General features: G+C 71.1%; 21 protein-coding genes and 1 pseudogene. 15 read left to right on the forward strand and 7 right to left on the reverse strand.

The genetic code is table 11. The features are described 5' to 3' along the window. Nucleotides 1–8: 8 nt before the first annotated feature. Entirely contained in the window at nucleotides 9–557 is a 549-nt protein-coding gene (locus ABFY07_RS03750) for a GNAT family N-acetyltransferase (RefSeq protein ID WP_346173038.1), read from the forward strand. An 80-nt stretch (nucleotides 558–637) separates the two neighbouring features. Here the strand turns inward: ABFY07_RS03750 and ABFY07_RS03755 are convergent. Beyond that, a pseudogene (locus ABFY07_RS03755) lies at nucleotides 638–1,009 on the reverse strand (inositol monophosphatase family protein); the annotation flags it as partial. A gap of 74 nt (nucleotides 1,010–1,083) precedes the next feature. On the opposite strand from ABFY07_RS03755, the gene ABFY07_RS03760 reads away from it, so the two are divergent. Continuing rightward, on the forward strand, nucleotides 1,084–2,040 hold the full coding sequence (locus ABFY07_RS03760) for a GlxA family transcriptional regulator (protein ID WP_065967956.1): 957 nt from the start codon (nucleotides 1,084–1,086) through the stop codon (nucleotides 2,038–2,040). A 105-nt stretch (nucleotides 2,041–2,145) separates the two neighbouring features. Further along, nucleotides 2,146–3,147 carry a type I glyceraldehyde-3-phosphate dehydrogenase gene (gene gap / locus ABFY07_RS03765; protein ID WP_346173039.1) on the forward strand — a complete coding sequence of 334 codons (1,002 nt, stop codon included), beginning with the start codon at nucleotides 2,146–2,148 and terminating at the stop codon, nucleotides 3,145–3,147. Nucleotides 3,148–3,182: 35 nt separating this feature from the next. Here the strand turns inward: gap and ABFY07_RS03770 are convergent, their stop codons facing one another. Beyond that, the gene (locus tag ABFY07_RS03770; protein ID WP_346173040.1) at nucleotides 3,183–3,878 is read right to left on the reverse strand and encodes a GntR family transcriptional regulator; all 696 of its coding nucleotides are present in this window, start codon (nucleotides 3,876–3,878) and stop codon (nucleotides 3,183–3,185) included. A gap of 159 nt (nucleotides 3,879–4,037) precedes the next feature. On the opposite strand from ABFY07_RS03770, the gene ABFY07_RS03775 reads away from it, so the two are divergent. Further along, the gene (locus ABFY07_RS03775; protein ID WP_346173041.1) at nucleotides 4,038–5,396 is read left to right on the forward strand and encodes an MFS transporter; all 1,359 of its coding nucleotides are present in this window, start codon (nucleotides 4,038–4,040) and stop codon (nucleotides 5,394–5,396) included. Between the two features lie 70 nt (nucleotides 5,397–5,466). Here ABFY07_RS03775 and ABFY07_RS03780 read toward each other — a convergent pair whose 3' ends face one another. Next, on the reverse strand, nucleotides 5,467–6,042 hold the full coding sequence (locus tag ABFY07_RS03780) for a Dps family protein (RefSeq protein WP_346173042.1): 576 nt from the start codon (nucleotides 6,040–6,042) through the stop codon (nucleotides 5,467–5,469). Between the two features lie 451 nt (nucleotides 6,043–6,493). Here ABFY07_RS03780 and ABFY07_RS03785 point away from each other — a divergent pair, with 451 nt between their 5' ends. The 3 genes from ABFY07_RS03785 to ABFY07_RS03795 are packed head-to-tail and all read left to right on the forward strand — an operon-like array spanning nucleotide 6,494 to nucleotide 9,326. After that, nucleotides 6,494–7,549 carry a FecCD family ABC transporter permease gene (locus tag ABFY07_RS03785; protein ID WP_346173043.1) on the forward strand — a complete coding sequence of 352 codons (1,056 nt, stop codon included), beginning with the start codon at nucleotides 6,494–6,496 and terminating at the stop codon, nucleotides 7,547–7,549. Between the two features lie 2 nt (nucleotides 7,550–7,551). After that, on the forward strand, nucleotides 7,552–8,319 hold the full coding sequence (locus ABFY07_RS03790; protein WP_346173044.1) for an ABC transporter ATP-binding protein: 768 nt from the start codon (nucleotides 7,552–7,554) through the stop codon (nucleotides 8,317–8,319). 8 nt (nucleotides 8,320–8,327) lie between these two features. After that, entirely contained in the window at nucleotides 8,328–9,326 is a 999-nt protein-coding gene (locus ABFY07_RS03795) for an ABC transporter substrate-binding protein (RefSeq protein ID WP_346173045.1), read from the forward strand. A gap of 29 nt (nucleotides 9,327–9,355) precedes the next feature. On the opposite strand, the gene ABFY07_RS03800 is transcribed toward ABFY07_RS03795, so the two are convergent. After that, nucleotides 9,356–10,327: a LacI family DNA-binding transcriptional regulator gene (locus ABFY07_RS03800; RefSeq protein WP_346173046.1), complete on the reverse strand. Its 972-nt coding sequence runs from the start codon at nucleotides 10,325–10,327 to the stop codon at nucleotides 9,356–9,358. A 189-nt stretch (nucleotides 10,328–10,516) separates the two neighbouring features. Between ABFY07_RS03800 and ABFY07_RS03805 the strand changes: the two genes are divergently transcribed. Together ABFY07_RS03805 and ABFY07_RS03810 are read left to right on the forward strand one after the other, a co-directional pair. Next, nucleotides 10,517–12,067 (forward strand): purine-cytosine permease family protein, encoded by a 1,551-nt coding sequence (locus ABFY07_RS03805; RefSeq protein ID WP_346173047.1) that lies wholly within the window; start codon nucleotides 10,517–10,519, stop codon nucleotides 12,065–12,067. A 5-nt stretch (nucleotides 12,068–12,072) separates the two neighbouring features. Next, nucleotides 12,073–14,874 carry a hypothetical protein gene (locus ABFY07_RS03810; protein ID WP_346173048.1) on the forward strand — a complete coding sequence of 934 codons (2,802 nt, stop codon included), beginning with the start codon at nucleotides 12,073–12,075 and terminating at the stop codon, nucleotides 14,872–14,874. Here ABFY07_RS03810 and ABFY07_RS03815 read toward each other — a convergent pair. Both ABFY07_RS03815 and ABFY07_RS03820 read right to left on the reverse strand, forming a co-directional pair. Then, entirely contained in the window at nucleotides 14,828–15,502 is a 675-nt protein-coding gene (locus ABFY07_RS03815; protein WP_346173049.1) for a class I SAM-dependent methyltransferase, read from the reverse strand. The genes ABFY07_RS03810 and ABFY07_RS03815 overlap by 47 nt on opposite strands. A 112-nt stretch (nucleotides 15,503–15,614) precedes the next feature. Continuing rightward, nucleotides 15,615–16,679, reverse strand: coding sequence for an APC family permease (locus ABFY07_RS03820; RefSeq protein WP_346173123.1), 1,065 nt, complete (start codon nucleotides 16,677–16,679; stop codon nucleotides 15,615–15,617). On the opposite strand from ABFY07_RS03820, the gene ABFY07_RS03825 reads away from it, so the two are divergent. Then, entirely contained in the window at nucleotides 16,647–17,132 is a 486-nt protein-coding gene (locus ABFY07_RS03825; protein ID WP_346173134.1) for a hypothetical protein, read from the forward strand. The genes ABFY07_RS03820 and ABFY07_RS03825 overlap by 33 nt on opposite strands. A 21-nt stretch (nucleotides 17,133–17,153) precedes the next feature. On the opposite strand, the gene ABFY07_RS03830 is transcribed toward ABFY07_RS03825, so the two are convergent. Next, nucleotides 17,154–17,618: a DUF5709 domain-containing protein gene (locus ABFY07_RS03830; RefSeq protein WP_065967944.1), complete on the reverse strand. Its 465-nt coding sequence runs from the start codon at nucleotides 17,616–17,618 to the stop codon at nucleotides 17,154–17,156. 905 nt (nucleotides 17,619–18,523) lie between these two features. On the opposite strand from ABFY07_RS03830, the gene ABFY07_RS03835 reads away from it, so the two are divergent. The 5 genes from ABFY07_RS03835 (at nucleotide 18,524) to ABFY07_RS03855 (ending at nucleotide 23,437) form a co-directional block, all read left to right on the forward strand. Further along, the gene (locus ABFY07_RS03835; protein ID WP_346173050.1) at nucleotides 18,524–19,375 is read left to right on the forward strand and encodes an ABC transporter substrate-binding protein; all 852 of its coding nucleotides are present in this window, start codon (nucleotides 18,524–18,526) and stop codon (nucleotides 19,373–19,375) included. A gap of 2 nt (nucleotides 19,376–19,377) precedes the next feature. After that, on the forward strand, nucleotides 19,378–20,130 hold the full coding sequence (locus ABFY07_RS03840) for an amino acid ABC transporter permease (protein ID WP_065967942.1): 753 nt from the start codon (nucleotides 19,378–19,380) through the stop codon (nucleotides 20,128–20,130). After that, nucleotides 20,127–20,906, forward strand: coding sequence for an amino acid ABC transporter ATP-binding protein (locus ABFY07_RS03845; RefSeq protein WP_065967941.1), 780 nt, complete (start codon nucleotides 20,127–20,129; stop codon nucleotides 20,904–20,906). The genes ABFY07_RS03840 and ABFY07_RS03845 overlap by 4 nt, the downstream gene beginning before the upstream one ends. After that, nucleotides 20,906–22,027 (forward strand): LacI family DNA-binding transcriptional regulator, encoded by a 1,122-nt coding sequence (locus ABFY07_RS03850; RefSeq protein ID WP_346173051.1) that lies wholly within the window; start codon nucleotides 20,906–20,908, stop codon nucleotides 22,025–22,027. The genes ABFY07_RS03845 and ABFY07_RS03850 overlap by 1 nt, the downstream gene beginning before the upstream one ends. Nucleotides 22,028–22,300: 273 nt before the next feature. Further along, on the forward strand, nucleotides 22,301–23,437 hold the full coding sequence (locus ABFY07_RS03855; protein ID WP_346173052.1) for an NAD(P)/FAD-dependent oxidoreductase: 1,137 nt from the start codon (nucleotides 22,301–22,303) through the stop codon (nucleotides 23,435–23,437). The last annotated feature ends 102 nt before the right edge of the window (nucleotides 23,438–23,539 follow it).

Here is a 23,539-nt window from a genome sequence, read left to right on the forward strand (position 1 = left end):
GTAAGTCCATGCTCAAGACGCCGTCGCGGGTCGAACTGTGCCCGCTCACCCTCTCCGACCAGGACGAGTTCTGCGCGCTCGTGCGGGCCAGCGCCGAGCTGCACCAGCCTTGGATGCAACTCCCCGCGACCCCGGAGGCGTTTCAGGCCTGGATGCGCCGCTTCGACGACGGCACCAACCGGGGCTATCTGGTCCGCGTCCGGGAGACCGGCGCCGCCGCCGGCACGATCAACATCAACTCGATCATCCGGGGCCGCTATCAGGGCGCGTCCCTCGGCTATGCGGCCTTCGCCCCGTCCGCGGGGCACGGGTACATGACCGAAGGACTCGCCCTCGTTCTGCGGCACGCCTTCACCGACCTGCGGCTCCACCGGCTGGAGGCCAGCATCCAGCCGGCGAACAAGGCATCCCTGGCCCTGGTCCGGCGGCTGGGCTTCCGCTACGAAGGGGTCTCGCCCGACTACCTCTACATCGCCGGGGCCTGGCGGGACCACGAACGCTGGGCCATCACCGCACCGGCCCCCTGGACACCCGATCCGTCCCTTCCCGAGTTCTGAGCCGCCCGGCGCCGCTTACCGCTTGATCATCGACATCAGCAGCCCGTGGGTCTCGTCGTCGGCGGCGACCACGAGCCCACGACCTCGCCGCCGAACGGGTCGGCCACCGCCGCCGCCCCGTCGCGCAGCGCCACGTTGACGGCCACCAGCATGTTGCCGACGGCGTAGTTCAGCGTGCCGCACAGGGGATCCACCAACCACTGGCGCACCGCGCCGACGGCGCCCTGCCGGCCGCCTTCCTCCCCGAGCACCGCGTCATCGGGCCGTGCGGCACGGATGACCCCGAGGATCGCCTTCTCGGCCTCGATGTCGGCGGCGGTGGCGAAGTCCCCGGCCCCCTTGTCGACGCGGTCGAGCCGCCGGCCGTACATGGCGCGGACCACGTCCGCGCCGGCCCGCGCCCCGGCTGTCGCGACCGCGGCGTCGTCGGAGCCCGCGAATGAGTTGATCATGTCGTGCAGACTATCGAGGCCCGCGGGCCCGGACGAGGACGGCGGCGAGGTGAAGACCTCGTACCCTGATTCCCGTGTCGCCTTCCCGCCTGCGTCGAGTCGCCGTCCTTGTGCTCGAGGGCGCGAAACCCCTCGATGTCGGCATTCCCGCACAGGTGTTCGCGACCCGCGCCAGCATGCCGTACGAGGTGCGGGTGTGCGGCGCGGCGCCCGGCCTCGTGACCGGTGGCGACGGCCTGGCGTACCACGTCGCCCACGGCCTCGACGCGCTCGCGTGGGCCGACCTCGTCTTCGTCCCCGGCTACCGCTTTCCGGACCGCGACGACCCGCCCCAGGCCGTCGTCGACGCGCTGGTCGCCGCACACGACCGGGGCGCACGGCTCGCCGCCATCTCGACGGGCGCCTTCGCGCTCGCCGCCACGGGGCTGCTCGACGGCAGACGCGCCACCACGCACTGGCACTACACGCGGGCGCTCACGGCCAGGCATCCACTCGTCCGGGTCGACGAAAACGTTCTGTTCGTCGACGAGGGCAGCGTCCTGACCTCGGCCGGCGCCGCCTCGGGCATCGACCTGTGCCTGCACATCCTGCGCGGTGACCTCGGGGTGGCCGCGTCGAACCACGCCGCCCGGCGCCTGGTCGCGGCCCCCTACCGCAGCGGTGGCCAGGCCCAGTACGTGCCGCGCAGCGTGCCCGAGCCGCTCGGCGAACGGTTCGCCGCCACCCGTGAATGGGCGCTGCACCGGCTCGACGAGCCCCTCAGCCTCGAAGCCCTCGCCCGCCACGCGGCGGTCTCGCCGCGCACGTTCTCGCGCCGCTTCGTCGAGGACACCGGGTACACGCCCATGCAGTGGGTCATGCGCGCCCGCATCGATCTGGCCCGTGAGCTGCTCGAGCGCTCGGAGCGCAGTGTCGAGCAGATCGCGAACGACGTCGGTCTCGGCACCGGCACGAATCTGCGGATGCACTTCCAGCGGATCCTGGGCACCACACCGAGCGAGTACCGGCGGACCTTCACCCGGGGGGAGTAGCCGACCGCACGATCTGGCGCGATCCTTTTGAACCATGGCGCTCCCGCCACGGCCATCGGCGGATCTTGCACGCGAGGCTGATGGCGAACGGAAGGGACACCATTCATGACTCGCATCGCCATCAACGGTTTCGGCCGCATCGGACGCAACGTGCTGCGCGCCCTGCTCGAACGCGACAGCGCCCTCGAGATCGTGGCCGTCAACGACCTCACCGAGCCGGCCACGCTCGCCCGGCTCCTCGCCTACGACACCACGGCCGGACGGCTCGGCCGCCCGGTGACCGTCGACGGCGACGCCCTCGTGGTCGACGGCCGCCGCATCAGGGTGCTCGCCGAGCGGGAGCCGGCGCGGCTGCCGTGGGCCGAGCTGGGTGTCGACATCGTGCTGGAGGCGACCGGCCGCTTCACGGCCGCCAAGGCCGCGCGGGTCCACCTCGACGCGGGCGCGAAGAAGGTGCTCGTCAGCGCGCCCTCGGACGGCGCCGACGTCACGCTCGCCTACGGGGTCAACACCGACGCCTACGACCCGGAGCTGCACACGATCGTCTCGAACGCCTCGTGCACGACCAACGCGCTCGCACCGCTGGCCGCGGTCCTCGACGACCTCGCCCACATCGAGCACGGCTTCATGACCACCGTGCACGCCTACACGCAGGAGCAGAACCTGCAGGACGGCCCGCACCGCGACGCCCGCCGCGCCCGTGCCGCCGCGGTCAACATCGTGCCGACCACGACGGGCGCCGCCAAGGCCATCGGGCTCGTGCTGCCCAACCTCGACGGCAAGCTGTCGGGCGACTCGATCCGCGTACCGGTGCCGGTCGGCTCGATCGTCGAACTCAACACCACCGTCGCCCGCGACGTGACCCGCGACGACGTGCTGGCCGCATACCGCGCCGCCGCGGAGGAGGGGCCGCTCGTCGGCATCCTGGAGTACTCCGAGGACCCGCTGGTCTCGGCCGACATCGTCGGCAACCCCGCCTCGTCGATCTTCGACGCGGCCCTCACCCGGGTCGACGGCCGCCACGTGAAGGTGGTCGCCTGGTACGACAACGAGTGGGGCTTCTCCAACCGCGTGATCGACACGCTGGAACTCCTCGCCACCCGCTGACCGTTCGCCCCGCTGACCGTTCGCCCCGCCGGCGCTCAGCGGGGCGCGGTCCTGCTGCGCGCCGGGCGGGGTGTCGGGGGCTGCGGGCGGTGGCGCACCCGGCTGGAGCGCAGATGGGTGGCCATCGCCTCGGCCGCCTTCTCCGGGTTGCGCTGCACGAGAGCGTCCAGGACGTGCTCGTGCTCGGCGACGGTGGCCTCGACGGACCCGGGCGCGCTGTTCAGCCGCAGCATGTGCAGATGGGCGTGGAGGCGGTTCACCGCGTCGGCGAGCAGCGGCCGCCCCGCGGCCTGGGCCAGCACATCGTGGAACTCCTGGTCGAGCGCGGCGAATCGGCGGTAGTCCGAGTACTTCTCGCCCAGGTCGGGCTGGCGGCGCATCTCCTCGACGATGGCCCGCAGCCGGCGCAGCTCGTCGTCGCGCGCGTTCTCCGCGGCCAGTGCGGCGGCCCGGGGTTCGAGCAGCAGCCGCATCTCGAACAGGTCGAGCAGGGCGTCGGGGTCGAGCAGGTCGGTGGCGCGATAGCCGGCGTTGGGCCGCTTGACCACGAGCCGCTCCGACTCGAGCCGGGCGAGCGACTCTCGTACGGGGGTCGCCGACACGTCGAGCTGTCGGGCCAGTCCCTCGATGCTCACACGGGCGCCGGGTGCGATCTCGTGGTCCATGATCATCGCCTTGACGCCTTCGTACACGCGATCGGTCAGTGCATCCTGTCGAGTCCCGTCAGCCATGGCATGAATCATAGAGAATCCCTGCTCATGCGGGGTCCGTAAGAACTGTTCGGTGCGCGAGCATTGCCATGCCCTATTTTCCTATAGCATCCTGGCTCCCGCCGTCATTATCTATAGGAAACTGGCTCCGGGTGCCCCTCCCGGGACAGGAGGACGACGATGTCCACCCTCACCACGGCGAAGCCCACCCCCACCGCCGCCGCTCACCGCCGCCGGGTCCTGCTGGCCTCCCTCGTCGGCTCCGCCCTCGAGTGGTACGACTTCTACCTCTACGGCACGGCCGCGGCCCTCGTCTTCAACAAGATCATTTTCCCGTCGTCCGACCCCACGGCCTCACTCCTCGCCTCCTTCGGCACCCTCGCCATCGGCTACTTCGTCCGGCCGCTCGGCGGTCTCCTGTTCGGCCGCCTCGGCGATCTGATCGGCCGCAAACGGGTCCTGATCATCACCCTGCTGGTGATGGGCGCCTCCACCGTCGGCATGGCGCTCGTCCCGACGTACGAGCACGTGGGCGTCCTCGCCCCCGTCCTGCTGGTCGTCCTGCGAGCCGTCCAGGGGCTCGGGGCCGGTGCCGAATACGGCGGGGCGGCCATCCTGGCGGCCGAGTTCTCCCAGCCGCGACGGCGCGGGCTGTTCGGCGCGGCCCCCAGCGTCGGCGTCTACCTCGGCATCCTCCTCGCCTCCGGCGCCTTCGCGCTGGTGACCCGGCTACCGGAAGACCAGTTCCTGGCCTGGGGCTGGCGCATCCCGTTCGCGGCCAGCGTGCTGGTCATCGCGGTGGCCCTGGTCATCCGCCTGCGGCTGACCGAGAGCCCGGCGTTCGAAGCCGCCCAGGAACGCTCGAGGGCCGCCGAGATCTCCCCCGTACGCCAGGTCGTGCGCACCGAGTGGAGGGCCGGCCTGGTCGTCTTCGGCCTGCAGACCGCGCAGAACGTCGTCGCCTACCTGAACCTGACGTTCCTGGCCGCCTACCTCACCGACACCCTGGAACTCTCCAGCTCGACGGGCCCCGTCGCCGTCACCGTCGGCACCGCCGTGACGGCCGTCGCCCTGCCCGTGTTCGCCCATCTCACCGACCGCGTCGGCCGCAAACCGGTGGCCCTGGCCGGCATCCTCTTCTCCGCCGCCTTCGTCTTCCCGTACTTCTGGGTCATCGACCACGCGCACACCTCGCTCACCGTCACCCTGGCCGTCGTGGTGAGCATGGGCATCGGCGTGGGCTGCATGTTCGCCCCGCAAGCCGCCTACTTCAGCGAGCTGTTCACCGCGCGGTCCCGCTTCACCGGCCTGGCCCTGTACCGGGAGGTCGCCGGCGCCGTCACCGGCGGACTGACCCCGCTCATCGCGGTCGCCCTCGTCGCCGCGACGGGAGGCCGCTCCTGGGCCGTCGCGCTGTTCGTCATCGCCTCCTGCGTCGTCGGCGGCCTCGCGGTGGGCCTCGGCCCCGAGACCCGCGGCCGCGACCTCGCCGCCACGACCGTCGACGCCCTCCGGGCCTCGACGGGGACCTACCGCTGACCCCGTAGGGCGACCCCGACGCCGAGCGGACCTCGCGGTCGTGCTCGGCGTCACGGGTGTCGGCGCCTGCTCAGACGCGGACCAGCGGGGTGTCGACCAGGTGCTCGGCCAGGAACCAGGCCTGCAGTTCGCCGGTGCGGATCACCTGGGAGACCAGCAGGTCATTGGTGCCGTCGTCGCCCAGCTCGGCGGTGCGGGCGGCCGCGTCATGGGCGTCCGTGAGGATGGTCTCGAGGGCCTCCAGCAGCCGCGAGAGCATGGCCGGGACCTCCTCCACGCCGTCCGGCGGGCGCGGAATCGACGTGATCTCGGCGACGTGCCGGGGATCGCCCACCGCCACGCCGCCCAGGGTCTGGACGCGCTCGGCGATGGTGTCGACGAGTTCCAGCTGCTCGCCCGCGTGCTTGTCCAGCAGCAGGTGCAGCTGGTAAAAGGTCGCGCCCCGCATGCTCCAGTGGTGCTTCTTGTAGAGGCCATAGAGGATCTGGGTGTCCGCCAGGACCTTGTTCAGGCGCTGGCAGGAATACATGCGCGCCTCATAGGACAGCGCGATGGGGAATTGCTTGACCGTTCCGAACTCCTGGACCACCGGGCTCTTCTGATGAAGCCACGGTTGGCTGCTGGTGGGCTTGTCGGCGGGGGACATAAAGGGCCTCCTGCGATGTTGTGCGGTGGAAACGCCTCCGACGCTAGGGGCCGAACCACGCGACGCGTTGCCCCGGAGCGCACGCGTTGGTGCCCGTCAGCGCACCGAGCGGCGGCCCCGGTGGCCGGCTTGCCGAGCAGCGCACTCCTGCTGATCCCGCAGTGCACGATGTCCGCCCGTGACTCGTCCTCCCGCCCGGGGGCCGTGTGTCAGGTGTTAGGCTCCCCTCGCCTCCCGTGGGGGAAGTCCGGTGAGAGTCCGGCGCTGACCCGCAACGGTGTGCGCGGCGGCCCTGTGGTCCGTCGTGCGAGCCCGATCGCCTGTGGGGGGCCTGTGACCCGTTGACTGCTCGCCGTGGACTGCGAGAGGGGACAGCGCGGCCGGCCCGGCCGTGCGGGCTGTCTCGTGCTCGACGTCCAGCAGGCGGCCCGTGTGAAGGACGGCCTCCACCGTGCGCGGAAGTACAGCCCCCCGCCGGATACCCGTGCTGCCGCTCGGCCTCGGGCTGGGGCTGTCGCTCCTGCTGTCGCTGTGGTGCGGGGTCGGGCTCGGCGCCGCCGGGGTCGGCCGGGCCGAAGTGCTCCGCTTCCTGTGGGCCGGGCTCACCGGAGGCACCGTGCACGCGCGTGACGCGGCGGCGTACACCATCGTCTGGGAGATCCGGCTGCCGCGTGTCCTGCTCGCCGCCGTCGTCGGGGCGGGGCTCGCGGCCGTCGGCGTGGCCGTGCAGGCCATGGTCCGTAACGCGCTGGCCGACCCCTTCGTCCTGGGCATCTCCTCGGGCGCGGCGGTGGGCGCCAACGCCGTCATCCTGCTGGGCGCGTTCGCGGGGCTGGGCGTGTGGGCGCTGTCGGCGTCCGCGTTCGTCTCGGCGCTCGCGGCCATGGCGCTGGTGTACGCCGTGGCCCGGTCGGCGCACGGGCTGACACCGCTGCGGCTGATCCTGGCGGGTACGGCGCTGGCCTACGGCTTCGAGGCCGTCACCACGGTCATGGTGTTCGGCGCGGCCCGGGGCGAGGCCGCCCGGTCGGCGATGATGTGGCTGCTGGGCAGCCTGGGCGGCGCGACCTGGGAGCAGGTGCCGCTCGCCGCGGCGACCGTGGTGAGCGCCTGGGCGTGGCTGTGGTGGCGCGCCGAGGCGCTCAACGCCCTCGCCATGGGGGACGAGACCTCGGCCGCCCTCGGTGTCCAGCCGTCCCGGCTGCGCCGGGAGTTGTTCCTGGTCACCGCGGCAGCCACCGGGAGTGTCGTCGCGGTCAGCGGGGCCATCGGCTTCGTCGGGCTCATGGTGCCGCACGTCGTACGGATGCTGGTCGGCGCCGACCACCGGCGGGTGCTGGCCGTGGCGCCGCTCGCGGGAGCGGTGCTGCTGGTATGGGCCGACCTGCTGTCGCGGCTGCTGCTCGCCCCGGCCGAACTGCCGGTCGGAGTGATCACCGCGGTGGTCGGAGTCCCCGCGTTCCTGCTGCTGATGCGGCGGGGCGGTTACGCGTTCGGAGGTCGCTGAGCGTGCGACTCGACATCGACGAGGTGACGATCGAGGCCGCCGGGGCCCGACTGGTCGACGGCATCCGGCTCTCCGCGGGCAGCGGGACGTTCGTCGGACTCGTCGGACCCAACGGCAGCGGCAAGTCGACCCTGCTGCGCAGCGTGTACCGGGCACTGCGACCGACCGGCGGGGTGGTACGGCTGGACGGCGAGGACCTGCACGCCATGGACGCACGGGCCGCCGCCCGCGTCCTGGCCGCGCTGCCGCAGGAGTCGCCGGCCGAGTTCGACTTCACGGTGGCCGAGGTGGTCGCCATGGGCCGGCTGCCGCACCGGGACCGGACGGCCGCCTCCGACCGGGGGATCTGCGCCCGGGCGATGACACGTACGGGCGTGGCCCACCTCGCCGACCGCGGGTTCCTCGGCCTGTCCGGCGGTGAGAAGCAGCGGGTCCTCATCGCCCGCGCGCTCGCCCAGCAACCCCGGGTGCTGGTCCTCGACGAGCCCACCAACCACCTGGACATCGCCCACCAGCTGGACGTCCTCTCCCTGGTCCGTGCCGGCGGGCTCACCGTGCTCGCCGCCCTGCACGACCTCAACCTCGCCGCCGCCCACTGCGATGTCCTGTACGTCATCGCCCGCGGCCGGATCGTCGCCTCCGGGCCACCGCGCGAGGTGCTCCGCCCCCCGCTGCTCGCGGAGGTGTTCGGCGTTCGGGCGCACCCCGTAACACATCCCGAAACCGGCGCCCTCCAGCTCCTGTTCGACCGGCTGCCGCCCACCACATAAGGACCCCCATGCGTAAACTGCTCGCCGCCGCCCTCTGTCTCGCCGCGAGCGCCACGGGCTGCGGCGCCACCGTCGAGCCGTCCGGGGGCGCGAAGTCCTCGGCGGTCACCCTCACCAACTGCGGCCGGAAGGTGACGTACGACAAGGTCCCCGAGCGCGTCGTCACCAACGACATCGGCATCACCGAGCTGATGTTCGCCCTCGGCCTGGAGGACCGCATGGCCGGCTTCGCCATGCCCGACGACAAGGGAGACCTGGGTGACGTGCCGTGGAAGGACGGCTACGACAGGGTGAAGTGGCTGTCCAAGGACCGGCTCACCAAGGAGAACGTCCTCGCCGCCCGCGCGGACCTGGTCTTCGCCGGCTGGAACTACGGGTTCAGCGAGGACAGCGGCTTCACCCCCGACGCCCTGAAGAAGCTCGGCATCCCCTCCTACATCCTCACCGAGTCCTGCCGCAACGGCCGCGGCAAGTCCTCGCGCGGCGTCATGCCGCCACTGGACGCCCTGTACACCGACCTCACCAACCTCGGCAGGCTGTTCGGCGTCGAGAAGCGGGCCGCCGCGCTGATCGACGGCTTCCGGAAGCAGATCGCGGCGGTGCGGACCAAGGCTCCCCAGGGCGCCGACCGCCCTTCGGTCTTCCTCTACGACAGCGGCCAGGGCCAGCCCTTCACCTCCGGCCGCTACGCGGCCCCGGAGCAGATCATCAGCGAGGCCGGCGGGGTCAATGTCATGCACGACGTGGCGGACTCCTGGACCGCGGTCGGCTGGGAGAGCGTCGTGGAGCGGGACCCGGACGTCATCGTCATCTGTGACTACGGAGACGTGAGCGTCGAGCAGAAGAAGAAGTTCCTGCTCTCCTACGCCCCCCTGCGGGGCGTCTCCGCCGTCAAGCACCGGCGGATCCTCGCCCTGGACTACGCCGACCTGGTCGAAAGTCCCCGTAACCCGTCGGCGATCGCCCGGCTCGGCGCCTATCTGCGGACGGTGCGGGGAAACCGCTGAACACCCCTCCGCCCCGGCCGCGTCCGCGCTCAGCCGCTCGAACCGCGCACCACCAGCTCGGGTTTCAGCACCACGTCACCGCTGCCGTCCTCGAGGAGCGCGAGGGAGGCCTCGACCATACGCCCGGCGGTCGAGCCCAGGGTGGTGAGCCCCGGCGCGGCCGTGTCGGAGATGTACGTACCGTCGAAGCTCGCGATCGCGTAGTCGTCGGGCACGCGCTTCCCCATGTGCTGGAGCGCCGTCAGCAATCCGAGCGCCACGGTGTCGGCGGTGCAGATGATCGCGTCCGTGTCGCCGGGGTCCGCGAGCAGGAGCTTCGCCGCGTCGATGCCGCTGGCCACCGTGAAGCTCGGCATCTCCAGAACCCGGTCGCCCGGCCCGGCGAGCGCGCGGAAGGCCGCTGTGCGCTCGATGCTCGACGACGAGTCCTCCTGGGCGTCGACCATCAGGATGCTGCGGCGGCCCCGCGCCCGCAGATGATCCACGAGGAGGCGCACCCCCGCCGCGTTGTCGAGCCGCACCGACGGTGCCTCGACGCCCCGCGCGCGCCGGTCCACCTGCACGACCCGATTGGACCGCGCGAGTTCCGTGATCGCCGCGCCGCTCCGCTCGAACGCCGCGGGCACGACCAGCACCGCGTCCACCAGCGCGCGGTCCATGGCGCCGAGCTGACGCCGCTCGATCTCCGGACTCTCGTCCGTGTCGATGGTCACCAGCCGCTTGCCCTGCAGATCCAGGCGACGCGAGTACGCCGAGACCAGCTCCGCGAAGTAGGCGTTGGCGATCGCCGGGACGACGAGCGCCAGAGAATCCGTTGACTGAAGCCGCAGCGCCCGCGCCGCCGCGTTCACCTTGTAGCCCAGTTCCTCGCAGGCGTTCCGCACCCGCAGCGCCAGCTCGGGATCGACATTGCGCTGAACACCGGAGAGCACACGGCTCGCCGTCGGCACCGACACCCCCGCGCGCAACGCAACGTCCTTCAAGCCGACGCGTGCGCCCATCTGCATCCCCTCTGGTCCCCGCCGCTCCGCGATGCTACCAGGGGCGTTCCCCGCGAACGGTTGACGCCACGGGACCGGCGTGCTTAGGTTCGGAAATGCTTTTCCCGGCCATGACAAAACGCGTGGCCGCCCGCGTAGGACCTGGTCAGGCCGTGGAGGCAACAGCGGCCCATCGAAAGGCGCCCTTCCATGAGCAATGAGGCTCAGCAAGGCCGGAGAGCCACGGCCGTCGAATCGAACGGCGTCAACCCCGTTCCCGATGCCGAGCGGCGCGGAAAGCCGAGCGGCCTGTTCGCCGTGTGGTTCGCCTGGAACATCTCGATCCTCGGCATCAGCTACGGCATCTTCGTCTTCGGACTGGGCCTGAACGTCTGGCAGACCATCGTCGCCGGGACCATCGGCTACCTCGCCTCGTCCGCCCTCGTCGGCATCCTCGCGGTCGGCGGGCCCCGCACCGGGCTGCCGACCCTCGCCCAGACGCGCTTCGCGTTCGGGATGAAGGGCAACAGGATCCCCGCGTTCTTCGCCTACCTGTCCAATATGGGCTGGAAGGTGACCATCATCACGCTTGCCTCGACCACCGGTGCGAACTTGTTCGCGAAGCTGTGGCCGTCGGTGTTCGCCACCGCGGACGGGTCGAGTGCCACCTTCACGATCGTCCTGTGGTTCGTGCTCGTGCTCGCCGTGACGATGACGGTCTCCGTCCTCGGCCACGAGCTCATCATGAAGGTCGAGGTCTGGATCTCGTGGGTGACCGGCATCATGACGGTCGCGTTCCTCGGATTCATGCTGCCCAAGATCCAGTGGTCGCACCTCGGTGACACCCCCGCGGGCGGACCGCTCGTGTTCATCGGCGGCATCATCATGGCGATGACCCTCGTCGGCCTCGGCTTCCTCAACTACGGCGGCGACTTCGCCCGCTACCTCCCGCGCCACACCCCGGCGCGCGGCGTCATCGGCTGGACGGTCGCCGGACTCAGCCTGCCGGTCGTCATCCTCCTCGCCATCGGCGCGCTTCTCGTCGGCGGGGATCCCAAGCTCGGCGCCGCCACGGCGTCCGACCCCATCGGCGCCCTCACCGCGCTCCTGCCGATGTGGTTCTTCGTGCCGTTCTCCATCGTGATCGTCATCTCGCTCGTCTCGGCCGCCATCACCGGCATGTACAGCTCCGGCCTCGCGCTCATGGCGGTCGGCGTGCCGCTGCGCCGCTCCGTGACGACCGCGATCAACGCGGTCATCATCGCGGCGGGCGCCTTCTACCTGCTGTTCATCTCCACCTCCTTCCTCGCGACGTTCCAGTCGTTCCTGTCGCTCATCGCCGTGATGATGGGCACCATGGGCGGTGTCCAGCTCGTCGACTTCATCCGCCAGCGCCGTATGGACTGGAACACCGACATGGCGAACCCGCGTGGCCACGGCGGCCGCGACGGGCGCTGGACGGCGATTCTGAGCCTGATCGTCGGCACGGTCGTCGGCATCGGCCTGGTGACGAGTTCCGACCCGAACTTCCGGAAGATCACGGGATTCCTCCTGACCGAGGAAGGCCGCACCGGAGTGTTCGCGTCGAGCGGGCTCGGCATCGTCATCGCCATGGTGCTCGGCGCCGCGCTCTACGCGGTCCTCACGTTCGGACTCCGGCTGGACCCCAAGCCCGACTACTCGCTGGTGACCGCGGGAGACGCCGCTCGCCGGGAGGGCCGTGGTGAGGTCCCGACTCCGGACGCGGCCGGAAGGGGCTGACACCGTTGTCCGCACAGGAGACCGCGCTGCGGCGCTTCCGGAACCCGGACCCGTGGCACGCGCCGGCCGCCTACTGGTTCTGGCACCGGCTGCCCGACGAGGACACGGTCCGCGCCCAGGTGCGCCAGATGCACGACGCCGGGATCCGGAGCTTCCAGGTGCAGGCGCGGTTGTCCTACCCGATCGAGGGCTACCTGGACGAGGACTACCTCGCCGCCTGCCGCGTGGCCGTGGAGACGGCCGCCGAACTCGGCATGATCGTCGGCATCTACGACGACTACAACTGGCAGACCGGTCACGCCGCGGGCCGCGCCGTGACCGGCCACGACGAGTTGCGTGAACGCCACCTCTTCTGGGTGCGGATCCCCGCGGGGGCGCGCGACGGCGTGCTCAGCGGAATCCGCTCGGCGACGGAGAACCTCGGCCCCGCCGCGATGGACTGGCACTACGAGGGCGGGGTCGTCGCCTGGGCCGACTGGCGGGTCGAGTACGCGCTGGTCGTGGCAGGGGAGCGGGGCACGGCCGCCGAGCGGCCCGGGCTCGTCGACCGCGTGGACGGCGCGGCCGACGGATGCCGCCTCCGCCTCGCCGAGCCCGTGCCGGACGGCGCGGAGGCGATCGTGTTCGTCTCCGCCCGCTGCGCGACCTCCCGGCTCGTGAACCCGGTCGACCCGCTCGCCGTCGACCGCTTCGTCGAGGCCGGCTACCAGCCCTTCGCCGACGCCCTCGGCGAGTTCTTCGGCTCCACCGTCGCCTACATGTTCTTCGACCAGCCGCACGCCGTGTACTACGACTGGGCGGAGCGCACCGGAGACCTGCGTTCGGCGATGCCGTTCCACGAGAGCCTGGCCGCCTCCATCCGGGAGCGCTGGCGCGAGCGGACCCCCCAGGTGCTCGCCGCCGTGCTCGACGGGGACGACCCGGAGCGGCTGAGCCTCCGGGCCCAGTTCTACGAGCACTTCAGCGGCTACGCGATGGAGACGTTCCTCGGCAGGCTGCGCGCCTGGAGCCACGCCCACGGCCTGCGGCAGACCGGCCATGAAGTCCTCGGGCACGTCGGCGGGTGGGCGCTCGACACCGCGTTCACGAACTGGGACCTGCGCGTGAACTTCGGGCTCGACCACTTCGGCGTGGACGGTTACCGCGACCTCACCGCGGTGGACGCGCAGGACGCACTGGTGCAGCTCAGCCCCGTGTTCGGCGACTCCGTCGCCCGCCACCACGGCCGCGGCGGGACGATGGTCGAGCAGTACTTCCTCACCCCGCCCGAAGGCGGGACCCCGTGGTCCGGCCACTGGGGGCTGAGCCTGGAGGAGCTGCGCACCACGGCGATCAACCACCATCTGCAGGGCATGCGGCAGATGATCTTCCATGGCTTCTACCAGACCCACGGTCACGGTGACGATCACGAGTCGATGCGGAACCCACGCTTCGACTTCCCCCCGGGCATCAACTTCGAGCCGTGGTTCGCCGACCACCACCTGCCGTTCGCGCTCGAGAGCGCGCGGCTGAGCGAGTTCCTCGACCCGGTGTCCCCGCAGTGCGATGTCGCGGTCCTGTACCCGTTGCGTACGGTGTGGACGGCCGGTCAGCTCGGCGAGCAGGCGTCGGTGCTGGGCGCATGGGCGCGCGCGCTCACCGAGGCCCGGGTGGGCTTCCACCTCGTCGACGAACGCGATCTCGAGGCCGCCGCCGTGGAGGAGGGCGCGGTGTGCTTTGGGGACCGCCGGTACCGGGCGCTCGTCCTTCCCGCCGTGACGACGCTGCGCTCGGCCGCGTCGCTGCGCCGGCTTAGCCGTCTGGCCGAATCGGGGGTCCGGGTGCTCGCCGGCGGCGCGACACCCGCCGTCTACCAGGAGGGCCCGCAGACCGCCGCGGCGGACTGGGCAGCCCTCGCCCCGGCCGTGGAGGTGTTCGACGCGGTCCCCGCGGAGACGGTCCTGCGCGGGCTCGGCGCGCGGCGGGAGCGGACCGAGCCGACGCTGCGCGTGCCCGCGGGCTCGGCGGTGCGCTGGCGCGGCGGTCCGGACGCGGCCGACGGCTTCCGCTTCGCGTGCTTCGCCGAGGTCGCAGGGACGGTGGAGCTCCTGCTGCCCGACGGGCCGTGGCGGCTCGAGGAGTGGGTGGCCGCCGACGGCACCGTACACGCCCTCGACGCGGCCGGGGGCCCGGTCGTGCTGCGGCTGGAGCAGAACGAGTTGCGCCTGTTGCGCGTGTTCAGGGACACAGAGCACGCTTCCGGGCGGGCGGACGCCACGGAGGGTTCCGGGGTCGCGGCCGGTCACGGCACGCCGGAATGGGAACGGTCGGCGCCGGAGGAACTGGTCTCCGGCTGGCTGCTCGAGATCGCCGACGACGCGTACGAGGAGGCGGGAAGCCGCCGCGACATCGCGGTGACGTGCGGCTGGGAGCGTCAGGGCCTTGCGACGTTCGCGGGCACCGCCGACTATGTGCGGCAGGTCGAGCTCGACGCGCCGGTCCCCCTGGAGCTGGTGCTCCCGGCTGTCGCCGGAGCCGTGGTGGTGTCCGTGAACGGCGTGCGGGTGGGGGAGCGGGCCTGGGCGCCGTACCGCGTCACGATCCCCGCCGACGCCCTGCGGCCCGGGGGGAACGAACTCCGCGTCCGGGTCGCGCCGTCGGCGGCCAACCGCTACTACGCCGGGACCGGACTCCGCGCCGAGCCCGAGCCGTGCGGGCTGCTGGCGCCGCCGCTGCTGAGCCGCTCCCTCGCGCCGCCGGACCTCGGTGGTCGCCGGGCGGTCAGCGGGACCGCGTCAGAACAGCCGTCCCCTTTTCGTGGTCAATGAATTCGGAGGACCAATCCGGATACTGACGGCACCAGCGCTCGACTATCCGCAGCTCGTCCGGGCGGCTCGCGTCGTCCATGAATATCCGCGCCTCGCCGTTCGTCTTCGATTCGAGCAGAGGGAGTGCCGGATACCTGGAAAGCGGCTGCAGGAATCCCGGGGGCCCGTCGACCACCACCATGTCGCAGTTATCGACGTCTTCCAGCCGCGCCGGGTCGTACCACTGCCATCGCTCCCCTTCGATGTCCACCTCGACCAGGGGGGCGATGCGCACCTGTGCGTACTCGCTCAGCCCTTGCTGCCGCAAGGTGGCGGCTGTCGCACTGCCGAAGTCCTTGTCGTGATCAATCGAGACGATCTTCCCGGGGATCTCGAAGTGGCGCAGCGCGTTCGCCATCCAGACCGTCGAAGCGCCGCTTCCCAGGTCCAGGACGGACAGCGGGCGACGCTCCTGGATGTGTGAGACCAGGAAGAGCAGGAAATCGGGCGAGGCCGTCCACTTCGTGGGTCGTGGCATGGCGTGCTTGACGGGAATGATTCCGTAGAGATTCGTCAGCGCCTCGACTTGTCTGAAGCGGTTTTCCATGACCTGCCGAAGGTCGGCGATTTCCCTCAGGATGTCATCCATCGACGTCATTATTCGTCTTTCATCCGTGGCCGTAATCGCACGAATCCTATCTCGCGCGCGCCGCCGACAACGGGCGTCGGCGGCGCGGTGGCTCTTCCGGAGCGGGACGGTGTCAGGCGAGTCCTTCCTCCTCGGTGAGGCGCCGCCCGATCCGCCGCACCAGGGCCGGGGAGAGCAGGACAGCGGCCAGGGCCACCGCGATCCAGGCGCCGGCCGTGATCGGCAGCCAGAACGCCGCACCCGTCGGGTAGGGCACGACGTTGCGGTAGAGGGTGTAGCCGAGCACGGCCACGCTCGCGGCCGGAATGACCAGCTCCCAGCGCGGCACCCGCCGGGTGCGCAGCAGCATCCCCGCGGCGCCCACCGTCGCCAGCAGGTAGACCACCAGCACGATCAGGGTGCCCACCGTCCCGATCCACGCCCACGGCAGGGCGACCGGCACGCGGGCCACCCAGCCGAACACCACCACGGACACCAGCATCACGGCGGAGGCCACGCCCACGGCGCCGACCGGCGTGCCGTACCGCTTGGACACGCGGGTGACCACGGTGTCCTTCGTCGTCGCCGCCCTGGACAGGGACAGCAGCATCCGGGAGGCGCCGATCAGGCAGCCGATCGCGCCGCCCAGCGCCGAGACCGTGGTGCCGACGGCGACGATGTCACCGACCCAGGCGGACAGATAGGTCCCGCCCAGGTCCCCGTACAGGGAGCCGCTGTTGTGCAGTCGGGCCAGGTCCGAGGCGCGGGTGCCGAACCCCATCACTTCCACCGCGCTGGTGACGATGTAGAAGACGCCGCCGATCAGGACGGTTCCGGTGACGGCTCGGGGGATGGCGCGGCGTGGTTCGCGGGCCTCCTCGCCGAGCGTGGCCGCGCTCTCGAAGCCCGCGAAGGCCAGGAAGCCGAACACGGCGCCGAGGAAGAGTGCCGAAGTGCCGGTGGATTCGGCGGGCCGGAAGACGGACAGGGTGCACTCCTGACCCTGCGGGCCGTGTCCGGTGCTGATCCGGTAGATCACCACCGCGCTGATCAGCAGGATGAGTACGACGGTCGCTCCCTCGATCATCAGCAGCAGGTCGGCTCCGCGCCGGGCCGGGAACACCGTGATCACCGCTGCGGCCAGCAGGACGATCAGGGCGACCAGATGGGGCAGCCAGTTCGGCGGGTCGGAGGACAGGCCGAGGGCGAGGACGACGGCCGCGCGCTGGTCGAGCGCGTCGAGGCGTTCGCCCCCCGCTACACCGACAAGCTCTCCGTCTTCGACACCGCCGCCTTCGAGCTGCCCGGCGTCAGCGGCCGCACCCGATCGCTGATCTCCCCGGTGCTGCTGGCCACGGCCTTCGAGCGGGTCAGCGCCCACCTAGTCTTCGTCGATCTCTATTTCCTGCGAAAGATCGTCCGACCCGGCGGGCTGATCGTCGTCGACGACGACTGGGCGCCGTCCGTGCGAACCGCCGTGCGCTACTACGAGCAGAACCTGGGGTGGACGGGAATTCCCGGCGCATTCCCCGGCGAAACCGCGACGGCGGTGGGCTCCGGTCCCCGGGACGAACCAAGGATCCGCTGCAAGGCGCTGCGCCTGCCCGATCCTTCCTCCGAGCCGCCCTTCGAGGACTTCCACGCGTTCTGAGGGCCGGAAGGCCGCTTCCCGTCAGGAGGTCTCGGAGTCGGGGATCAGATGGATCGCGGCCTCTTCGGCCGAGGCCCCGGCCCCGTCCAGGCCGATGTCGAAAGCGACCAGGTCGGACTCGGTGTTCTCATGGGCGCCCTCGTCCGGCCCGATCAGCCGTCCGGCGCGCTCGTCGCCGACCTCGTCGTCGATGGGCTCACCATCGGTGTCCCAGGTGTCCCCGATGCCGTCGCCCTCCGGCACGGCGATGTCCGGAACCTCCTCGGCAAGGCGCTCGTCCAGACTCTCCCCACGCCGCTGCTCCGCCGCCGTGACACCGGTGTGCTCCACGGCCCAGGGCCTCTCCGGGGGCGAGTAGCCCTCGTCCAGGGCCTGGTCGCCGGCCCGGTAGTCAAGGGTGTCCGACGCGTCCAGCAGCCCGACGTCGTCCTGCACCTCCGACCCATCCGGCTGGTAGACCTCGTCCCCCATCGCTTCGTCGGCCATTCGTTCGCGCTCCAGAGTCGTTCGGGGGCGGAAAGCTGGAGGCAGCTCTCCCACCAGTCTTGCACTGAACCCGTGCCGCCTCGGCAATCCGGCAACGGTGACGGACACAAGTGTCCCAGCCGTTTTCCGCGCCACCGCCACGAACCGAGATAGCGTGCGCTCCTGGGCAACAAGAGGGCGCGCGTGGGATACGCGACGCGTTGGACTCCGGCGCCACGGTGGCACCACCGGTCACCGTGAGTGGCCGGACATGAGCCGTCGGTGTCCCCGGTGCCGTACGTGGCGCCGACGGCCGGGCTTCGGATCGTTCTGTTTCCGGCGCGATCACGAGAGGAGAACTCAGCCATAACGAGTCGCTGATCCCGAAGCCGCTGCGCACCCTGACCGAAGCCAGTGGCGGCGCCCGCCTGCGGGACACACTGCGGTGCTTCCTGGAGAAAGCCGTCGCTGATCCTGTCGGGGGCGACGTCGACCGACGAGGCGGACCACGGCCGCGCCCCGGGCGCCGTCATCCCGGCCTTCCCCATCTCCCGCGGCTGCTTCCGCCGCTCCAACGCCCTGTACGCCTTCTTCCTCGGTGCCGTCCCGGCAGGGATCAGAGCGTTCCCAGAAGTCTGACGAACAAGGGGTTGACGCTCCCCAACGCCCGTGAGAACGTTCTCTCACTTCACTCCGAGAGAACGTTCTCACAAGGAGGAGCCGGGCGCGATCCGACGCCTTCGCCAGCCATGCGGCCGCTCGGCCGTGCTGTCGGCGGGGGTCGGCAGGCGCCCGTTGCCATCGGCCGCCGATCGTGGCCGTCCGGCCTTGTGGAGCATGTCGTCACATCTGATCACCGTCCGGAGCTCTGTAGACGCGCCCGGGCTCCAGCACACGCACGACGTTCCAGCACGCATGGAGGAAAAATGGGGAAGTTCCGGTCGGTAAGAGGGGTGGTGCTGGCCGTGGCGCTGCTGTCGTTCACCGCGGTCGGCTGCGGTTCCGGTTCGTCCACGGGACAGGCCGGATCGGCCGCGAACACGTACGGAGTCGGCACCGGTGGCACGCTGAAGATCGGCACGTCGAACAACACCAAGCCGTACACCTACCAGGAGAACGGCAAGCTGGTGGGGTTCGACGTCGACCTGATCACGGCGGTGGCCCACAAGCTCAAGCTCAAGCCGCAGTTCGTGTCGCTCGAGTTCGCGGGCCTGCTGCCGGCGGTCAACAACAAGCAGTTCGATGTCGCGGCGGCAGCCGTGGGCATCACCCCGCCGCGCAAGAAGATGGTCGATTTCTCCGACGGCTACCTCGCCGGCTACTTCGGGGTGCTGACCCGCCCGAAGAGCGGGATCACCTCGGATGTCGCCAGTGTGAAGGGCAAGCGGATCGCGGTGCTGCAGGGCTCGATCTCCGACATGAACTCGGGCACGTTCATCCCGGGGGCGCAGATCGTCCGCTTCCCCGACAACAACACGGCCGACCTGGCGCTGAAGAACAACCGTGTCGACGGGTTCTTCAACGACTTCGAGCCGAACCTCGCCATCACCAAGAAGTACCCCGACCTGCACCTGAAGCAGCCCATCACCGTCCCGGCCACCGACTTCCCCGCCGGATGGGCGGTGCGCAAGGGCAACACCAAGCTGCTGAGCGGCCTCAACCGGGCGCTCAAGGAAGTGGTCGCCGACGGCACGTGGCTCAAGCTCTACAAGAAGTACTTCCCGCAGGACCCGGTGCCGAGCAGCAGTGAGCTGCCCCCCTACACCGCCAAGGGCTAGCCATGAACGACCTTCTGCACAACTTCTTCGACTGGCAGCTGATCGGTGATGTCCTGCCCGACCTGCTGACCTACGGACTGCGCAACACCCTGATCCTGTCGGTGCTCTCCGCGCTGCTGGGCAGTGTCATCGGCATGGTGCTGGCGATCATGAGCCTCTCGTCCCGCCCGTGGCTGCGGGCACCCGCCCGGGTCTACACCGACATCTTCCGTGGCATGCCGGCCGCGCTGACCATCCTGATGATCGGCGAGGGGGTCTTCTCGGCGCAGATCAGCTGGCTCGCCTCGCCGTATCCGGTGGCGATCCTGGCGCTGAGCCTGATGTCCGGCGCGTACATCGGCGAGATCTTCCGCTCGGGCATCCAGAGCGTGGAGAAGGGGCAGGGCGAGGCCTGCCGCGCCCTGGGTATGACGCACGGCCAGGCGATGCGCCTGGTGGTGGTGCCGCAAGGGGTGCGCCGGGTGCTGCCGGCGATGGTCAACCAGTTCATCGCCATCATCAAGGACTCCAGCCTGGTGTACTTCCTGGGCCTGATCACGAGTCAGCGCGAGCTGTTCCGGATCGGCCAGGACGACTCGGTGGCGACCGGCAACCTGTCGCCGCTGCTGGCCACCGGCCTGTGCTACCTGCTGCTGACCGTCCCCCTGACGCACCTGGTCAACTACATCGACCGGCGGCTGCGCGACGGGTCCCGCCGGCCGGCCGCGACGCCCGAGGAGCCCTCGCTCGTCGATCCGAAGGAAGTGCTCGTATGAAGACGCCGGACCTGACCGCCGCCTCGGCGTCCGCCACCGACACTCGCTTCGCGGGCGCCTCGCTCGAGGCCCGCGGCGTCCGGATGAGCTACGGCTCGGTCGAGGTGCTGCGCGGCGCCGACCTGACGGCGGCGGCCGGTGAGGCGGTGTGCATCATCGGGCCCTCCGGTTCGGGCAAGTCGACACTGCTGCGCTGCCTGAACGGGCTGGAAACCCGCTCCGCGGGCGACATCCTGCTCGACGGGGAGGACACCGCGGCGATGGACATCAACGTGCTGCGGCAGCGAGTCGGCATGGTGTTCCAGCACTTCAACCTCTTCCCGCACAAGACCGCCCTCCAGAACATCACGCTCGCACTGCGCAACGTCAAGAAGATGTCCCAGGAGCAGGCGGTCGGGATCGCCCGGCGGCGGCTGCGCGAGGTCGGCCTGTCCGACCGCGGCGACCACCGGCCCGGCCAGCTGTCCGGCGGTCAGCAGCAGCGGGTCGCCATCGCACGGGCCCTGGCGATGGAGCCTCAGGTCATGCTCTTCGACGAGGTCACCAGCGCGCTGGACCCCGAGCTGGTCAAGGGGGTGCTGCAGTTGATGGCCGACCTCGCCGGCGCGGGCATGACGATGGTGGTGGTGACGCACGAAATGGGGTTCGCCCGGCAGGTAGCCGATACGGTGGTGTTCATGGACGCCGGAGTCGTAGTGGAGTCAGGGCCGCCCGAGCAGATCTTCGAAGCCCCGCAGTCGCCGCGGCTGAAGAAGTTCCTGTCGCAGGTGCTGTGATGGCATCGACGAAAACCGGGGCGCAGGGCGGCCGCAGACGCCCGACGGTGGCCGATGTGGCCCGCGAGGCAGGCGTTTCGGTGGCCACGGCAGGCCGGGCGCTCGGCGACTACGGCCGGGTCGGCGACGCCCTGCGCGACCAGGTGCGGGCGGCCGCCGCGCGGCTGGGCTACTCGCCCAACGGCGTCGCGCGCAGCATGCGGTCCGGCGGTACCCGCACCATCGGTTTCGTCGGCGTCGACATCTCCAACCCGTACTTCGCCACCGCGATGCGCGGCATCTGCGACGTCGCCCGCAAGGAGGGCTACGAGGCGATCCTGGCCAACAGCGACGACCGGCTGGACATCGAGCGAGCAGCCGTCAAGGTGCTGCTGGAGAAGCAGATCGAGGGCATCGTCGTCGCGCCGAACGCGGTCATCGACGTCGGCCATCTCCAGCGGGCCCAGGAGCTGGGTGTCCCCGTCGTCCTGCTCGACCGGCACAGCGGCGTGCTCGACGCGGACAGTGTCGTCATCGACAACGAGGCGGCCGCCCGTGAGGCGGTCTCGCACCTGCTGCGGCTGGGCCACCGCCGGGTCGGGATGCTGTTGTGCGTGGATCCCTCCGAAAGCCCGGAGCTGGTCAGGCGGGCCGGCACCGGACGGCTGGAGGTACACGGCGCGGCCCGTCCCTCGATCGACCGCATCCGCGGCTACGTCGCCGCCATGGACCAGTACGGAGCCCCCACCGCGGCCGAGTTGATCCGCTACACCGTCGTCGGCGAGGCGGCCCACCTCGAACGCGAGGCGGAGGCGTTGCTGGACCTGCCGGATGCGCCCACGGCCGTCTTCGCCGCCGACAACGTCGCCACCCAGGGGCTGTTCACCGCTGTCAGAGGCCGCGGCCTGGGCATCCCCGACGACATCTCCATGGTCGGCTTCGACGATCTGGACTGGACCACCCTGGTCGATCCGCCGCTCACCGTCGTCGCCCAGTCCCCGATGGACATGGGCCGCATCGCCGCGGAACGGCTCTTCGCACGGATCAAGGGCGACGACAGTCCGGGCGAGCGGATCATCCTGCCCACCGAACTGATCGTCCGTTCCAGCGCCGCCGGGCGGGACGCCGTCCATACCGCCTGACCCCTGAAATCCGCGGACCGGCGGCCCCGGCGCATCACCCGCCGCCGCGGACGCCCCTGGCCCCGCGGCCCGCGAAACCGCAGCACCGCGAACAACGCCGCCGGACGGGCGGTCTCCCGACCAGCGGCCCCGGCAACCCCGGCGGCCCGGGCAACCCGGGCGGCCCCGCCGGCGCGCGCTCCGCGCCGCCGGTCGCCCGACCGGCACCGGCCGTCGCAGGGGCCGTTCCCCACCCATGTCCAGCCCATGTCCAGCACGGAAGGTTACTTTCCCATGCGCAATTCCTCCTCCAGCCCCCGCGTCGCCGTCGTGGGCGGTGGCGTCCTCGGGGTCTCCACCGCGGCGCAACTCGCCCGGCGTGGGGCACAGGTCGTCCTCGTCACCGCCGCGGAACTCGCGGACGGCGCGTCGGGCCGCTCCCTGTCGTGGCTGAACTCCTTCGGCGGCCCCGGCCTGCGCTCCCAGGCGTACCACGAGCTGCGGCTGCTGGGCATCGACCGCTACCGCACATTCGCCCACCGCGACCCGTCCTCCTCCGCCTACCTCACCTTCGACGGCGGGCTGACCTGGGCGGCGCCCGACGCCCCCGAGTCACACCGCTCGGCGTTCGACCACATGCGGCGATGCGGATACGACGCGCGGTGGCTGACCCGCGACGAGGTGGCCGACTGGACGCCCGGTGTCGATCCGGCCGCGATCCCGGACGACGGCGCCATCTTCAACCCGGGGGAGGGCTGGGTCGACCTCGAGGCACTCGTCGCCCGGCTCGCCGACGGCTTCACCGCGGCCGGGGGCCGCGTCGTCACCGGCGCCGGCGCCGCGTCCGTCGTCGTGGAAGGCGGCCGGGCCACGGCCGTTCGGACCGGGTCCGGCGAGCGGATCGACGTCGACTCCGTACTCCTGGCGACGGGCGCCGCGGTGCCCCGCATGGTCGAGGAATACGGCGTGCGGATCCCGGACGCGACCCCGGTGGCGCTGCTGGTGCGCACCCCGCCCGTGGACACCGCTCTGCGCGCCGTGCTGAATACGCCCCGCGTGGCGGTGCGTCCCGCTCCGGACGGATCCCTGGTGATGGACTCCGACGCCTCGGCCGACGAGGTGATCGTGCACCCGGACGGCACCTACGAGGTCAAGGACGACACGGTCGAGCAGCTGTTGCAGGAGGCGTCGGCCGTCCTGGAGGGCAACCCGCAGCTGACGGCGGCCTCCTACGGAGTGGGGCCCAAGCCGATCCCCGGGGACGGCGAGCCGGTGCTCGGCGCGGTCGAGGAGGTGGCCGGCCTGCACGTGGCGTTCACGCACAGCGGCGCGACCCTTGCCCTGATCGCCGGCGAACTGCTGGCCGAGGAGATCGTCACCGGCGAGAGCAGCCCGCTGCTGGCGGCGTTCAGCCCCGCCCGCTTCCGCTGACGACGACCGACGACCGGCGACTGGCAACCGAAGACCGGCGACCGGCGACTGGCAACCGAAGACCGGCGACCGGCGACCGAAGACCGGCGACCGGCGACCGAG

Origin of the sequence: Streptomyces sparsogenes subsp. cuspidosporus, assembly GCF_039532705.1 — a bacterium.
Lineage (GTDB): Bacteria > Actinomycetota > Actinomycetes > Streptomycetales > Streptomycetaceae > Streptomyces > Streptomyces sparsogenes.

What these genes read in the sequence shown, in the direction of transcription:
- ABFY07_RS03770 (WP_346173040.1), bottom strand. Translation starts at nt 3,878, where the DNA reads ATGGCTGACGGGACTCGACAGGATGCACTGACCGATCGCGTGTACGAA.
- ABFY07_RS03750 (WP_346173038.1), top strand. Translation starts at nt 9, where the DNA reads ATGCTCAAGACGCCGTCGCGGGTCGAACTGTGCCCGCTCACCCTCTCC.
- ABFY07_RS03835 (WP_346173050.1), top strand. Translation starts at nt 18,524, where the DNA reads ATGGGGAAGTTCCGGTCGGTAAGAGGGGTGGTGCTGGCCGTGGCGCTG.
- ABFY07_RS03800 (WP_346173046.1), bottom strand. Translation starts at nt 10,327, where the DNA reads ATGGGCGCACGCGTCGGCTTGAAGGACGTTGCGTTGCGCGCGGGGGTG.
- ABFY07_RS03840 (WP_065967942.1), top strand. Translation starts at nt 19,378, where the DNA reads ATGAACGACCTTCTGCACAACTTCTTCGACTGGCAGCTGATCGGTGAT.
- ABFY07_RS03815 (WP_346173049.1), bottom strand. Translation starts at nt 15,502, where the DNA reads ATGGATGACATCCTGAGGGAAATCGCCGACCTTCGGCAGGTCATGGAA.
- ABFY07_RS03830 (WP_065967944.1), bottom strand. Translation starts at nt 17,618, where the DNA reads ATGGCCGACGAAGCGATGGGGGACGAGGTCTACCAGCCGGATGGGTCG.
- gap (WP_346173039.1), top strand. Translation starts at nt 2,146, where the DNA reads ATGACTCGCATCGCCATCAACGGTTTCGGCCGCATCGGACGCAACGTG.
- ABFY07_RS03805 (WP_346173047.1), top strand. Translation starts at nt 10,517, where the DNA reads ATGAGCAATGAGGCTCAGCAAGGCCGGAGAGCCACGGCCGTCGAATCG.
- ABFY07_RS03775 (WP_346173041.1), top strand. Translation starts at nt 4,038, where the DNA reads ATGTCCACCCTCACCACGGCGAAGCCCACCCCCACCGCCGCCGCTCAC.
- ABFY07_RS03780 (WP_346173042.1), bottom strand. Translation starts at nt 6,042, where the DNA reads ATGTCCCCCGCCGACAAGCCCACCAGCAGCCAACCGTGGCTTCATCAG.
- ABFY07_RS03850 (WP_346173051.1), top strand. Translation starts at nt 20,906, where the DNA reads ATGGCATCGACGAAAACCGGGGCGCAGGGCGGCCGCAGACGCCCGACG.
- ABFY07_RS03855 (WP_346173052.1), top strand. Translation starts at nt 22,301, where the DNA reads ATGCGCAATTCCTCCTCCAGCCCCCGCGTCGCCGTCGTGGGCGGTGGC.
- ABFY07_RS03825 (WP_346173134.1), top strand. Translation starts at nt 16,647, where the DNA reads ATGGGGCAGCCAGTTCGGCGGGTCGGAGGACAGGCCGAGGGCGAGGAC.
- ABFY07_RS03795 (WP_346173045.1), top strand. Translation starts at nt 8,328, where the DNA reads ATGCGTAAACTGCTCGCCGCCGCCCTCTGTCTCGCCGCGAGCGCCACG.
- ABFY07_RS03845 (WP_065967941.1), top strand. Translation starts at nt 20,127, where the DNA reads ATGAAGACGCCGGACCTGACCGCCGCCTCGGCGTCCGCCACCGACACT.